Origin of the sequence: Kribbella sp. NPDC049227, assembly GCF_043197265.1 — a bacterium.
Taxonomy (GTDB): Bacteria; Actinomycetota; Actinomycetes; order Propionibacteriales; family Kribbellaceae; genus Kribbella.
On the sequence record NZ_JBICST010000009.1, the window covers coordinates 318,880 to 332,228 of the forward strand.

11 protein-coding genes are annotated in these 13,349 nt (G+C 68.4%); 10 read left to right on the forward strand and 1 reads right to left on the reverse strand.

All coding sequences use genetic code 11. The annotated features are described in order from the left end of the window. The first annotated feature begins 37 nt into the window (after nt 1-37). Nucleotides 38-1,096, forward strand: coding sequence for a putative sugar O-methyltransferase (locus tag ACGFH6_RS38015; RefSeq protein WP_393394390.1), 1,059 nt, complete (start codon nt 38-40; stop codon nt 1,094-1,096). Between the two features lie 115 nt (nt 1,097-1,211). On the opposite strand, the gene ACGFH6_RS38020 is transcribed toward ACGFH6_RS38015, so the two are convergent. Beyond that, entirely contained in the window at nt 1,212-2,240 is a 1,029-nt protein-coding gene (locus ACGFH6_RS38020) for a PseG/SpsG family protein (RefSeq protein ID WP_393394393.1), read from the reverse strand. A gap of 186 nt (nt 2,241-2,426) precedes the next feature. Here ACGFH6_RS38020 and pseB point away from each other — a divergent pair, with 186 nt between their 5' ends. The 9 genes from pseB (at nt 2,427) to ACGFH6_RS38065 (ending at nt 13,292) form a co-directional block, all read left to right on the forward strand. Beyond that, the gene (gene pseB / locus ACGFH6_RS38025; protein WP_393394395.1) at nt 2,427-3,407 is read left to right on the forward strand and encodes a UDP-N-acetylglucosamine 4,6-dehydratase (inverting); all 981 of its coding nucleotides are present in this window, start codon (nt 2,427-2,429) and stop codon (nt 3,405-3,407) included. A 10-nt stretch (nt 3,408-3,417) separates the two neighbouring features. After that, nucleotides 3,418-4,542, forward strand: coding sequence for a UDP-4-amino-4,6-dideoxy-N-acetyl-beta-L-altrosamine transaminase (gene pseC, locus ACGFH6_RS38030; RefSeq protein WP_393394398.1), 1,125 nt, complete (start codon nt 3,418-3,420; stop codon nt 4,540-4,542). A gap of 25 nt (nt 4,543-4,567) precedes the next feature. Next, nucleotides 4,568-6,082: a hypothetical protein gene (locus tag ACGFH6_RS38035; RefSeq protein ID WP_393394401.1), complete on the forward strand. Its 1,515-nt coding sequence runs from the start codon at nt 4,568-4,570 to the stop codon at nt 6,080-6,082. After that, nucleotides 6,082-6,894, forward strand: coding sequence for a hypothetical protein (locus ACGFH6_RS38040; protein WP_393394404.1), 813 nt, complete (start codon nt 6,082-6,084; stop codon nt 6,892-6,894). The genes ACGFH6_RS38035 and ACGFH6_RS38040 overlap by 1 nt, the downstream gene beginning before the upstream one ends. Beyond that, nucleotides 6,885-7,619 carry a cytidylyltransferase domain-containing protein gene (locus ACGFH6_RS38045; RefSeq protein WP_393394407.1) on the forward strand — a complete coding sequence of 245 codons (735 nt, stop codon included), beginning with the start codon at nt 6,885-6,887 and terminating at the stop codon, nt 7,617-7,619. The genes ACGFH6_RS38040 and ACGFH6_RS38045 overlap by 10 nt, the downstream gene beginning before the upstream one ends. 38 nt (nt 7,620-7,657) lie before the next feature. Continuing rightward, nucleotides 7,658-8,494 (forward strand): class I SAM-dependent methyltransferase, encoded by an 837-nt coding sequence (locus ACGFH6_RS38050; RefSeq protein ID WP_393394410.1) that lies wholly within the window; start codon nt 7,658-7,660, stop codon nt 8,492-8,494. 105 nt (nt 8,495-8,599) lie between these two features. Further along, nucleotides 8,600-8,941: a DUF485 domain-containing protein gene (locus ACGFH6_RS38055; RefSeq protein WP_393394413.1), complete on the forward strand. Its 342-nt coding sequence runs from the start codon at nt 8,600-8,602 to the stop codon at nt 8,939-8,941. Beyond that, the gene (locus ACGFH6_RS38060) at nt 8,938-10,590 is read left to right on the forward strand and encodes a cation acetate symporter (RefSeq protein ID WP_393394416.1); all 1,653 of its coding nucleotides are present in this window, start codon (nt 8,938-8,940) and stop codon (nt 10,588-10,590) included. The genes ACGFH6_RS38055 and ACGFH6_RS38060 overlap by 4 nt, the downstream gene beginning before the upstream one ends. 458 nt (nt 10,591-11,048) lie before the next feature. Continuing rightward, on the forward strand, nt 11,049-13,292 hold the full coding sequence (locus ACGFH6_RS38065) for a hypothetical protein (protein ID WP_393394419.1): 2,244 nt from the start codon (nt 11,049-11,051) through the stop codon (nt 13,290-13,292). Nucleotides 13,293-13,349: the final 57 nt, after the last annotated feature.

Consider the following 13,349-nt stretch of genomic DNA (forward strand, 5'->3'; position numbering starts at 1 on the left):
GGAGACCTGGCGGGTGCGCATCGGGTAGCGTCTGGCCATGACGGATGGGCGCAGTATGGTGCAGTCGACGGATTGGTCCGCGCTGACCGAGCGGACCCTCGCGGAGGTCAAGGCCTGTGCAGCGATCTACCGGCCGACCAATTTCTGGGATGTCGGACTCGACAAGATCCTGCACGACATGGGCACGCTGGGGCTGGACAGGTTCAAGTCGTGGCCGACGTCGGGGGCGTGGTTCTATCCGCGGTATGGCAACGGTTTCAGCAACGCCTCGATCGGCGTGGCCTACGAGGCGGCGCTGCAGGCCAACCCGCGGGCGAACAAGAACTGGGTCACCTCGGCGCTGAACGGCGCCTTCGAGGCCCGCCGCGACTTCGACGTCGCCGGTGTGCGCTGGAACCAGGACCGCTGGCCGGCGAACCTGGACGACTTCGGCGAGAGCGCGGTCGGTACGCCGCCGCAGGCGTACGGGCTGAGCCTGACCGAGGGTGTGCGGTTCGGGCGGCCGTATCTGAACTACCTGATCGTGATGGCGGCGCTGTCGAACCACGTCGACACGCCGCCGAAGAGTTTCCTGGAGATCGGCGGCGGGTTCGGCGTCCTCGGCGAGATCGTGATGTCGCGCGACCCCGAGGCCAGGTACGTCGACGTCGACATCCCGCCGCTGGTCACGGTCGCGTCGTACTACCTGACCGAGTTGTTCGGCCGCGACCGGATGCAGGTGTACGACGACTCGATCGCCGACACCGGGCCGATCGAGGTGCACCGATCCGCGGTGATCCCGAGCTGGCGGCTCGAGGACGTCCACGGCGACTTCGACGTGTTCGTCAACTCGTTCTCGTTCCAGGAGATGGAACCCGAGGTGGTCGACAACTACATCGACCAGGTGTGCGCCAAGGGCGTGAAGTACGCCGTCTCGCTGAACTCCAAGCTGGGCACCGTCAAAGCCCAGAAGGCCGGCGAGTGGGGCTCGCTCCAACCGGTCACCTCGGCCGACATCCTCAACGGTTTCCAGAACCGCGGCTACACCCTGATCGGCCAGTACGGCGACCCACTCGTCCACGGCGGCCGCCAACTCAACATCCTGAAAAGAAACTGACGCAAGCGCCGGCGTTCGCTGGCTGTACGCCGATCATCTGGCCGGCAAGGTTTCCGCCGCGCTGCGCGAGTATGTCAGTCTTCGCACGCCACCCTGGACGTGACGATCTACGAGTTCACGAGAGGCTGAGCAGGGCGTCGGCGACCCGCCGGCGGCCCTGGCCGTCGATCAGCCGCCAGCCGGCGGCTGCCAGGCGGGCGCGTTCGGCGGCGTCGGTGAGGAGCCGTTTCAGCACCGTCGACGCGGCGCCCGGGTCGCGCTCGAGCTCGGACAGCACGCCGATGCCGGCCGCCGTGCCCGTGCCGATCGCCCGCTCGTAGCCCACCACCTGGTTGTCGACGACACACACCAACCCGGCCGTCGCCCCGAGACACAGCAGTTCCCAGATCGACGTACCCGATGCACTGATCGTCAGGTCGGCCGCGCGGACCTCCGCCGCCAGCCGGTCCGTCGGCCCGATCACGTCGACCCGCTGCCGAGGTGCCAGCTGGACCGCCGCGATCCTTGCGGCCAGCTCCCCATCCGGCGCGACCACGGTCGCCCGGAACGGTACGCCGGTCGCCGCGAGTGCCCGGACAACGTGCGGCCCGGCCCCGAACGCGTCTGTGCCGCCGAAGAACGCGAACACCTTCGGTACGGCGTTCGCCGCCGGCCGGACCGTCGGCACCGCGGACGGGCGCTGCTCGAGGATCTCGTCGCGGATCAGCACGTAGTCCAGCCCGGCCAGCCGCACCGTACCGTGGGGCAACTCCGGATGGTCCAGCTCGGCCGCGAGGTTCTGGTCCACCAGCACGTCCGCCTCGGCACCACGGAACTCACCGTCGACGAGGGCGAGCGTCGGCATCCCGGTCGCCCGCACTGCCTGATAGACCGGCCCGGCGAGGTCGTAGGAGTCGAAGATCACCGCGTCCAGATCCAGCCGCGCGAACAGGTCCACGTGCTCGGCCGCCGTCCACACTGCCGGCTGCACCGCGATGCCACGGGCCGCGATCTGCGCCGCCGCCCACGGCACGGTGCCCGCGTCACAGACGAACACCACGTCGACCTGGCGCCGCCGCAACTCCTCCGCCAGCGCCAGGCACCGCATCACATGCCCGACCCCGCGCTCCGGGCCCACGTCACACCGAATCCCGACCCGCTCCACGCCCCGACCGTATCTGTTCACCCGTTTCCACCGGTGGCCGGTGGGTGATTCTTCGCACTTGTGGAACGGTCTGATCGCCCCGGACTGCGGTCTGGATTGAAGCTGCCGTGGCCGGGGCGGCTATTGTTCGGACTGCACTACCCCGCGCAGTGTCCGGAACTGTCTTTGTAGAAGGGTCCCGCCGACGTGTCCATCCTGACCGGCTCCGACATCCTCGTCACCGGTGGCACCGGGTCATTTGGCAAGGCCTTCGTGCGGCACGCACTGAACCGGCTGAACCCACGCCGGATCATCGTGTTCAGCCGGGACGAGCTGAAACAGTGGGAGGTCCGGCAACTGTTCGCCGACGACCCCCGGCTGCGGTTCTTCATCGGCGACATCCGGGACCGGTCCCGGTTGCACCGGGCCATGCACAAGGTCGACTACGTCGTGCACGCCGCCGCGCTGAAGCAGGTCGACAGCGGCGAGTACAACCCGTGGGAGTTCGTTCAGACCAACGTGGTCGGCTCACAGAACGTGATCGAGGCCGGCATCGACAACGGCGTCAAGAAGGTCGTCGCACTGTCGACCGACAAGGCGTCCAGCCCGATCAACCTGTACGGCGCGACCAAGCTGACCGCGGACAAGCTGTTCATCAGCGGCAACCACTACGCGGCGGCGTACGACACCCGGTTCAGCGTGGTCCGCTACGGCAACGTGATGGGCAGCCGAGGCTCGATCATCCCGAAGTTCAAGGCACTGCACGCCGCCGGCCAGTCGCTGCCGATCACCGACCTGCGCTGCACCCGGTTCCTGATCACGCTGCCGCAGGCGGTCGACTTCGTGGTCGAGTCCTTCGACCTGATGCAAGGCGGCGAGCTGTACGTACCGCGGATCCCGTCGATGAAGGTCACCGACCTGGCCGAGGCGATCGCGCCCGGGGCGAAGATGCACGACGTCGGCCTGCGCCCGGGCGAGAAGCTGCACGAGGAGATGATCAGCCCCGAGGAAGGCCGCCGCGCCCTCGCGATCGGTGACCGCTACGTCCTCCAGCCAGACCTCGCCACCTGGGGTTACGAGGCACCCACCGACAGTATCCCGGTGGCCGACGGCTTCCACTACACCTCGGACACCAACACCCAGTGGTACACGATCGACGAGATCCGCAAGATCCTCGAGATCGAGTAGAGGAGACTGAATGCTGCCGTACGGACGTCAGTCCATCTCGGACGAGGACATCGAGGCAGTCACCGCCGTACTGCGTGGTGACTGGCTGACAACGGGGCCGGCGGTCGCTGCTTTCGAGCAGGCTGTCTCGGAGCTGACCGGTGGGCACCGCGCGGTCAGCTGCACCTCCGGCACGGCGGCGCTGCACATCGCGTACGCAGCCCTGGGGGTGGGGCCGGGTGACGAGGTCGTCACCACGCCGATGACGTTCGTCGCGACCGCGTCGTGTGCCGCGATGCTCGGCGCCAAGGTGGTGTTCGCGGACGTCGACGAGGAGACCGCGCTGATCGATCCGGCCGCCGTCTCCTCAGTGGTCAGTGAACGCACCAAGGTCATCGCCGGGGTCGACTACGCCGGCCAGGCCGCGGACTACGCGTCCCTGCAGCCGCTGGCCGATCGCGTCGGCGCCCGCACCCTCGCGGACGCGGCGCACTCGATCGGCGGCACCGCCGACGGCCGTCCGGTCGGCGACCTGGCCGATGTGACCACGCTGTCCTTCTTCCCCACCAAGAACCTGACCACCGGCGAAGGCGGCGCGGTGATCTGCAAGGACCCGTCGATCGGCCGGCGGGCCCACGAGTTCCACTTCATCGGTCTCGTCCGCGATCCGGACCGCTTCGAGATCACCGACGAGGGCCCCTGGCACCAGGAAGTCCACGAGTACGGCGTGAACTACCGGCTCACCGACATCGGCAGCGCCCTGGGGTTGTCCCAGCTCAAGCGGCTCGCGAAGTTCAAGCGTCGCCGGGCCGAGATCACCGCCCGCTACAACGAGGCCTTTCGCGACGTCGACGGACTGCGGACCCCGGTCCAGCGAGCCGGCGTCGACCCGATCTGGCACCTCTACCCAGTCCGCGTCCTCGGCGGGCGCCGACGCGAGATCTTCGAGGGCATGCGCGCGGCCGGTATCGGCGTACAAGTCAACTACATCCCCGTCTACTGGCACCCGGTCTTCGCGAACCAGGGCTACCGGCGCGGCCTCTGCCCGAACGCGGAGCGATTCTACGCCGAGGAACTTTCCCTCCCGCTGTTCCCGGACCTCACCGACGCCGAGGTCGACCAGGTGATCGAGACGATCACGAAGCTGGTTGGCTAGCGCCCATGGCACTTAAGGTACTCCTGTGATCCGATCGATCTTGATCGGCGCCGAGATGCTGAACTGGTCGGACCTCCACCCGGTCGACGCACGCCCGTCTGCCGCCGGACCGGCCGCCGCAGCACTCTTCGCCGCCGCCCTTCAGCCCAGCGACTCCGTCCTGCTCGCCGGTCCGCACTCCTTGGACCTGATCGCCGACGTCGCCGCACGCGTCGCCTCGGTGGATGTCCTCGTGCGTTCCGCCCCGGACGCCGAGGAGATCGCCGCAATCATCGAGCGGCCGCTCGCCGACAACAAGGTCTTCTGCGGCGCCCTGGACCGCTTTACCCCGGCGTACGGCAACTCGTCCGGGTACGACGCGGTGGTCGCGCTCGACGGACTGGGCCGACTCGTCAGTCCGGACACGTCGAAGCTCAGCTGGGCGGATGCTCTGGCCGCCCTACAGGATCGGCTCGCTTCCTCAGGCCGTCTGCTGCTCGGGGCCGACAACCAGTTCGGCTTCGAGCGTTTGCTCCAGCCCGCCATCACCGCCGCGCTGCCACGAGACGAGGACTGGGGGCGCGATCTCACCGACGCCGCACCCGTCGGCCTGAAACCGCTCCGCGCAGCCCTCGACGAGGCCGGCCTCGACATCGCGGAAACGTACGCAGTGTTTCCGTCACTGGACGACGCCGAGGTCGCGCTCACGGACGTCAGTGGACCGCTGCCGGCCGCGGTGGCCGCCCGCACCATGGCCGACCGGTACGCCGGTCCGGCCCTGATGGACCCGTATCGCTTCGTGCAGGACACGGTCCGGGCCGGCCTGAGCGTCGAACTGGCCCCGGCTTGGTACGTCGTCACCGCCGCCGACGACCTGCCCGGTGTGCTCCCGGCCGATGCGGTCCCGGGTGGCTCGGGTGTTCTGCTGGAGGAGTACCTCATCGCCGCTCTCCGGGTCGACGACCAGGCGGCAGTGCGGCGTGTTGTTCCCGATTACGTGAAGTGGTTGCGTGCACAGCACCAGGACAGCGCGAAGATCGCCGCTCCGGACAACGTGATTTTCGACGGCATGTCGTTCCGGTTGTTCTCCGAGTCCGGCATCGGAGTGCTTCCGGTCGATGAGCTGGAGGGCGAAGACGGTGAGCCCGTGCCTGCACGTGGCGACGCACTGGTCGTCGCGCACCTGGCACGCTTCGTCCGTCGTTCGATGGAAGCCGGATCGAGGCAGCCGTGGTCTGCGGGTGGCTACCCCGACGGGTTGACGGCACGGCTCGCCTCGATGGCCGGAATCACGGTGACGAAGTGGCTTTCGCCACCCAACGAGATCGTCAGGCCACTCGGTAGTGCCGAGCAGTTGGAGACCGTCGCCCGCCTCTCGGAGGAGCTGGCCTTCACCAGCGCGCGGGCGTACCTGTTCCATGGCCAGATCGTCGGGATCCGCCAATCGAAGCCGTACCGCGTAGGCCATACCGTCACCGGCCCACTGCGGGTGATCCGCCGGCACGCGAAGCGGACGGTGCGGAGAGTTCAGCGACTGCCGCGGAAGCTCCGGGGACGCTGATGCATCACGCGAACCACTTCTACGGGCACGCGAACATCATGGCGTCGTACGCCGGATACCAGAAGCCGCCGTACATCTGGGGATACCTTCAGCACGGCTGGAACATCCTGGACGGATTCGCCCACGGCACGACGTTCGCGCCGGGGATGCCGCTGTACGTCTGGTCGGACAGCGTCCGCCGGCGGGGTTGGTCGATGGGACTGCGGAACTACTCGGTGATCGGCTCCGTCTGGCTGTATCTGCTGCGGGTGCATCCCGAGCTGGCCACTCGGGCGGAAGATGCCGAAGGCACCATCTTCTACCCGTTCCACGGCTGGGAAGGCCAGAACGTGCTGGGTGACCACGGCCGTATCGTTGCCTCGATCAAGGAGCACGAGAGCGGGCCGGTGACGGTCTGCCTGTACTGGAACGAGTACGAGAAACCCGCGATCCGCAACGTCTACAAGAACGCCGGCTTCCGGGTGATCACGCACGGATATCGCGGCCTGCACTGGCGGCGGACCGACGCCGACTTCCTGGTGAAGCAGCTGACCGAGCTGCGCAAGCACCGGCGGGTCGCCTCCAACCGGCTCAGCTCCGCGGTCCTGTACGGCGCTTCGATCGGCCTGCAGCCAGGGGTGTACGGTGATCCGATGGTGCTGGAGCACGAGCACCCCTCGTTCGGCGGGCAGGCCAGGATCAAACGGTTGTGGCCGGAGCTGGACCAGCCGTTCGTGCCGCTCGACGTCGCACGTGAGTTCACCGATACCGAGCTGGGCGCCGACCACATCGCCTGCCCCGCCGAGATCAGGGAGTTGTTCCGGTGGAACTGAAGATCGGCATCATCACCCAGGTGCGGGCGACCAGTACCCGGCTCCCCGCGAAGGTCCTGCGGACCGCCGGCGGCAGAACCTACCTGGAGCACCACCTCGACCGGCTCTGCGCGACCGGGCTTCCGGTCATCGTGGCAACGACCACGAACCCCGACGACGATCCCGTCGTAGACCTGGCCGAGCAGGCCGGCATCCCCGTGTTCCGGGGTAGCGAGGAAGATGTGCTGAGCCGGTTCGCCGGGGCGACCCGCGCGCACCAGCTGGACGGCATCGTCCGGGTGACCTCCGACTGCCCGCTGATCGATCCGCAGGTCGTTGCCGAGGGCGTCGACAGCTGGCAGTCCGAGAAGGACGAGAACCTCTACCTGTCCAACTGCCTGGAGAGGACCCATCCGCGCGGAATGGACTACGAGGTGTTCTCCGCCGCGCGACTGCTCGACGCGGACGAGCAGGCGACGCTGCCGGCCGACCGCGAGCACGTGACGCCGTACCTGCACCAGAACCGGCCGGGCGACATCCGGCTGCGGAACCTGCCCTGGTCCGGCGGAGGTTCGCAGTACCGGCTGACACTGGACACCCCGGACGACCAGAAGTTGCTCGAGATCCTGATCGAGGAGTACGGCGCGGACCGGCTGAGCTGCGCCGAACTGGTCGCGGTGCTGGACGCGCATCCGGAGCTGGCCGCGCTCAACGCGCACATCGAGCAGAAGAAGCTCGGCGAGTGACAGCGCGCCAGCCTGGCGCTACGGCATGATTTGCGGTGATGACCACCGATGATCCAGCACCGGCTACCGGCCGGGACACGCCGGAGACCGGCTCGAACGCGGCCCGCGCCCAGTCCTTCGGCGCCGTGGCGACCGCGTACGACGCCGGCCGGCCGACGTTTCCCGCCGAGGCGCTGACCTGGATCCTCGGGCCGGGACGCGGGCTGCAGGTCCTCGATCTCGGCGCCGGCACGGGCAAGCTCGCCGCCGTCGCGGCCGGGCTCGGTCACGACGTGATCGCGGTCGACCCGTCGCAGGAGATGCTCGAGGTCTGCCGCCGACGGCCCGGCCTCGACACGATGATGGGCGCGGCTGAGTCGATCCCGCTCGCCCACGCCTCGGTCGACGCGGTCATCGTCGGCCAGGCGTTCCACTGGTTCGACCACGCCCGGGCCCTGCCCGAGATCGCCCGCGTCCTGCGGCCGAACGGCGTACTCGGACTGCTCTGGAACCGGGCCGACACGGTGGTCCCGTGGGTCCGGCGGATGGTCCAGACGATGCAGGGCGACGGCCTCGGCGGCGACCGGTTCGATCCGGTGCCGGTCCTGCTGCAGTCGGGCCTGTTCGCGCTGGTCGAGGACACCCGGTTCCGGCACTGGCAGGACCTCGATCGCAACGGCCTGCGCCAACTGGCCCAGTCGCATTCACGGATCGCCGTCCTGACCGAGTCCCGCCGCGACGCCGTACTCGACCAGGTGGACGCCATCTACGAGAACACCGCGCGTCCGCCGGAGCCGCTCCGGATGCCGTACTTCACCGACTGTTACCGGGCCCGGCCCAGCGACCTGGCGAACTACCGCCGTACTCTCGACGCCCCGGTTGCCCCGCATCTCTAGCATTCCCCGAAACGTTTTGGTTGCGGTGGGTCACAAATCCGCGACATGGGGCTAACGTGCACGTGTTCGGGTTCAGCGCTGGGCCATTGGAGAACAGGGAAACTCATGGACAACGAGATGGTGCGCGAGCGGGATGCCCGCGCCTATGAGGCGGTGCACGAGGCGGCCGACTTCACCAAGCTGAAAACGCGCTACAAGAATTTCGTGGTGCCGTGGACCATCGCGTTCATGGCCTGGTACCTGGCGTACGTCGCCTGCTGCAACTGGGCCCGCGGCTTCATGGACCACCAGGTGGTGGGGCACATCAATGTGGCGCTGATCTTCGGCCTGCTGCAGTTCGTGTCCACCTTCGTGATCGCCGCGCTCTACGGCCGGTTCGCGAACCGCAAGCTCGACCCGCTGGCCAGTGGGCTGAACGCCAAGTACAAGAGGGAGCGCCGCCGGTGAACGTCCTCAGCATCCCGGTCCTGATCCCGCTGGCCGACGCCGAGCCGGGCAACCGGGCCCTGACCATCTCGCTGTTCTCCGCGGTCGTCGCCGTGACGCTGTACATCACCTGGTGGGCGTCCCGGCAGAACCAGACCGCGGCCGACTACTACGCCGGCGGCCGCTCGTTCAGCGGTGCGCAGAACGGACTGGCCGTCTCCGGCGACTACATGTCCGCGGCGTCGTTCCTCGGCATCTCCGGCCAGATCGCCCTGTTCGGGTACGACGGCTTCCTCTACTCGATCGGGTTCCTCGTCGCGTGGCTTGTCGCGCTGTTGCTCGTCGCCGAGCTGCTGCGGAACTCGGGGCGATTCACGATGGCCGACCAGCTCGCGTTCCGGATGAAGCAGAAGCCGGTCCGGACCGCGGCCGCGACCTCGACGATCGTGGTGTCGATCTTCTACCTGCTGGCCCAGATGGTCGGCGCCGGTTCGCTCGTCGGGCTGTTGCTCGGCGTGAAGGGCGACGGCGTGAAGGCGGCCGTGATCATCCTGGTCGGCGCGCTGATGATCATCTACGTGACCATCGGCGGCATGCGGGGCACCACCTGGGTGCAGATCGTCAAGGCTGTGCTGCTGATGGCCGGCACAGTGGTCATCACCTTCCTGGTGCTGGTGAAGTTTCACTTCAACCTCTCCGACCTGCTCGGCGCGGCCGCGGACAAGTCCGGCAAGGGCGAGGCGTTCCTGCAGCCCGGGCTGCTCTACGGCAAGGACCTGGTCGGACAGATCGACTTCCTGTCCCTCGGCCTGGCGCTGGTCCTCGGTACGGCGGGTCTGCCGCACATCCTGATCCGCTTCTACACCGTGCCTGACTCGCAGACCGCACGCCGGTCGGTGCAGTGGGCTATCGGCCTGATCGGTGCGTTCTACCTGATGACGCTGGCGCTCGGCTTCGGTGCGGCCGCGCTGCTCGACACCGGCAAGGGTTCCGCGGTCGCGGAGTCGAAGGGCAACGTGGCCTCGCCGCTGCTGGCCGAGTCCGTCGGAGGTGGCGCCGGCTCGATCGGCGGCTCGATCCTGCTGGCGCTGATCGCGGCGGTCGCGTTCGCCACCATCCTGGCGGTGGTCGCGGGCCTGACCCTGACCTCGGCATCGTCGTTCGCGCACGACCTCTACGCGAACGTCATCGCCAAGACCAAACCCAGCGAGAAGGACGAGCTGCGGGTCGCCCGGTTCGCGGCGGTCGGGATCGGCGCGGTCTCGATCGCGCTGGCGATTCCGGCGCAGAAGCTGAACATCGCGTTCCTGGTCGCACTGGCGTTCGCGGTCGCCGCGTCGGCGAACCTGCCGGCGCTGCTGTTCAACCTGTTCTGGAAGCGGTTCAACACCTCCGGCGCCGCCTGGAGCATCTACGGCGGCCTGATCTCCGCGGTCGTCCTGGTGTTCTTCTCGCCGGTCGTGTCCGGTACTCCGACGTCGATGATCCCCGGCTCCGACTTCTCCTGGTTCCCGCTGTCGAACCCGGGCATCGTGTCGATCCCGCTCGGCTTCCTGTTCGGCGTACTCGGCACCTACCTCGGCAAGGACAGGTCCAGCGAAGCCCGCTACAACGAGCTCTCCGTCCGCTCCCTCACCGGCGCGGGCGCGGAGGGTCCGGCCAAGCACTAGGCACCCCCTGGCCGGTCCAGCGTTCGTGTATGCGGAGTCGGCGGCGGTTCCTCGGGCTGATGCCCGCGGCCGCCGCCGTTCTGCTGTCCGGCTGTGGAGACTCAGAGCCGTCCACTTCGGCGTCGGCCGGCAACGCCGGCCGGCGCACCGGTCTCGTACTTCGTCCGCGCGAAGGATGCCGCTGGCAACCAGTCGGCGAACAGCAACACCGTCACGCGGCACGCGCCCCGCCGACGCAATTCGAGAATGTCAGTCTCGTCCGCTCCGGTGGACATTTCTGCGGCAACCAGACATTCCCCGCCCTGTGATTCCGCGACGAAGGTTTTCCGCAACGGGTTAGGCTCCACTACTATGTCCGTCCTGATTCCTGTCACCAAGGGACCGTCTTGATGACGGGCCGGTCCGGTAGGTCTACCTGGCCACGGTTCCTGGGTGCACTCGTCTGGCTACTCCCCGCGGTGACCGCGTACTGGGTACTTGCGGGCACAGGGGTGACCGACGGCGACATCCTCCGCTACTCGGCCTACTTCTCGGGCTGTGTGGTGCTTCCGGGAGTGTTGCTGCTGCGAGCTTTCGCGCCGGGTCGGCGGACCTGGCCGGAGGACGTGGGCCTCGGCATCGTCGTGGGGCTCTCCTACGAGTTGCCGGGGTGGGCGTTGTTCACGGCCGCTGGGATGCAGCAGTGGTTGGTGGTGTGGCCCGCGGCGGTGGTGGTGGTCTTCGCCGCAGTACCGCGGTTGCGGCGCTGCTGGCGGGGGCAGGACGCGCCGCGGCTGCCGCTCGCCTGGGGCGCCACGCTGGCGCTGCTCCTCTCGGCGACGTTGCTGATGTACTACGGCACCACGGTCAGCGCCACGCCGGTCCCCGAGAGTGGCGGCGACTACTACCAGGACCTGCTCTGGCACCTAGGGATCGTGCACGAGCTGGGCCGCTCCGTCCCGCCGCAGATCCCGCAGGTGGCGGGCGAGACCATGCAGTACCACTGGTTCGCCGACGCACACCTGGCGTCGGCCGCACAGATCACCGGAATCGACCCCCAGCTCGTGCTGTTCAGGCTCTGGTTCGCCCCGATCATCATCGGGCTCGTCCTCGCGGTGGCCGCACTCGCCCGCCAGGTCAGCGGTGTCTGGTGGACCGCCCCGTTCGCGGTCGCGCTGACGACGGTCGTCCCGCGGGTCGCGATCTGGATGTACGTCGGCGGCGTCGGGTCCGCACCACTCGTTTTCCTGAGTCCGTCGCAGTCCTTCGGGACGGCGGTCAGCGTCGGAGCCGCGGCGCTGCTGCTCGGCGCGTTGTACCGCGGTGCCCCGAGACGGTCCTGGGTGATCGTGATGCTGGTCGTCTGCGTATCCGCCGGCTCCAAGCCCACCGCAGTGCCGCTACTGCTCGGCGGGACCGGCCTGGCGGCGTTGTTCCTGCTGGTGCGGAACAGGCGCATCCCCTGGCCGACCGTCGGCTTCGGCGTCGCACTGGGGGGTCTGATGGTGGCCTCGATGCTGACTGTCGCGGGTAGCACCGCAGGTACTCCGCTGCGCTTGTTCGGGGCCTTGCGGGCTTTCCCGGGATACACCGCTCTGACCGGTATCACCGGCGCTCCGGAGCCGGGTGGATGGATCCTCGCAGGGCTTCCTGACGCCGACCAGCAGACGCTGACCTGGGCGATCGCGATCCTTGTGTCCGTGGTGGTGAGCAGGGCTGTGGTGGCCGTGGCATTCCTTGGTCTCGTACAGCGCCGGACCCGGACCGATCCGGTGCAGTGGTGGCTGGTCGGCACGCTCGTCGCCTCGCTGCTCGGATTCGTGCTCGTCGACCATCCGAGTTTTGGTGAGTTCTACTTCCTCGGCAGCGCGCTGCCCTTCGCCGGCGTCGCCGCGGGATACGTGGTCCACGGCGCGGTTACCGGACGCCCCCGCGTGGCCCGCCGGGTGGTCGTCGCCGGTGGCCTGCTGGCCGGTGCGGCGCTCGCTCTGGCGATCCGGGCGTTCGGCAACATCGACTCCCGGCCTGTCTCCCCGGCGGAGATCACGCGGGCGGTGTCCGAGCCGATGCTGTGGCTTGCGGCGGTACTCGTGGCCGGGCTGCTCGGCTGGCTTGTCCTCCGCGCCGTCCGTCCGCAGGTCCGTGGCCTCGGCCTGGCGCTGCTGATGTGCGTCGCGGTCGGCCTCGCTCTGCCCAGCCGGCCCTGGTCGGAGTGGCGCAACGCGGCGGACGGGGTCACCGGGGAGGGCGGGCAGATCCCGGTCCCGGCGGTTCCGTTGTACACCACGGACGAGATCCAAGCCGCGCTGTGGCTGGAGCGCAACGCTGGACCGAACGACGTGGTCGTGACGAACACCGCCTGCCTGTCGCGACAACGACCTGGTCCGGTCTGCGACGCGCGTGGCTACCTGGTCAGCGGTGTCGGCGGTCACCGAACGCTGATGGAGGGCTGGGCCTACACCCAGCAGTCGCTGGCCAACCAAGGCGAACGCAAAGTCGGCTACAGCCTGCAGCCATCGCCCTGGCCCGACCGGGTGGAGTTGACGACGAAGGCACTCACGGCGCCGACGCCTGAGGTGCTGGAGACCCTGCGCCGCGACTACGGCGTCCGCTGGATCTTCGCGGACACGCGAAAGGGCACGGTCGCCGAGCACACTCTCGACCGGCTCGCCGACCGGAGGTTTACCCAAGGGCAAGTCATCGTCTACGAACTGAGGGACTGAACGAGTTTCGTTGATTTACGTGTCGAGATGCTGAAGCATGATCACTCCCCGGGAGGA

What these genes read in the sequence shown, in the direction of transcription:
- ACGFH6_RS38015 (WP_393394390.1), top strand. Translation starts at nt 38, where the DNA reads ATGACGGATGGGCGCAGTATGGTGCAGTCGACGGATTGGTCCGCGCTG.
- pseC (WP_393394398.1), top strand. Translation starts at nt 3,418, where the DNA reads ATGCTGCCGTACGGACGTCAGTCCATCTCGGACGAGGACATCGAGGCA.
- ACGFH6_RS38040 (WP_393394404.1), top strand. Translation starts at nt 6,082, where the DNA reads ATGCATCACGCGAACCACTTCTACGGGCACGCGAACATCATGGCGTCG.
- ACGFH6_RS38050 (WP_393394410.1), top strand. Translation starts at nt 7,658, where the DNA reads ATGACCACCGATGATCCAGCACCGGCTACCGGCCGGGACACGCCGGAG.
- ACGFH6_RS38055 (WP_393394413.1), top strand. Translation starts at nt 8,600, where the DNA reads ATGGACAACGAGATGGTGCGCGAGCGGGATGCCCGCGCCTATGAGGCG.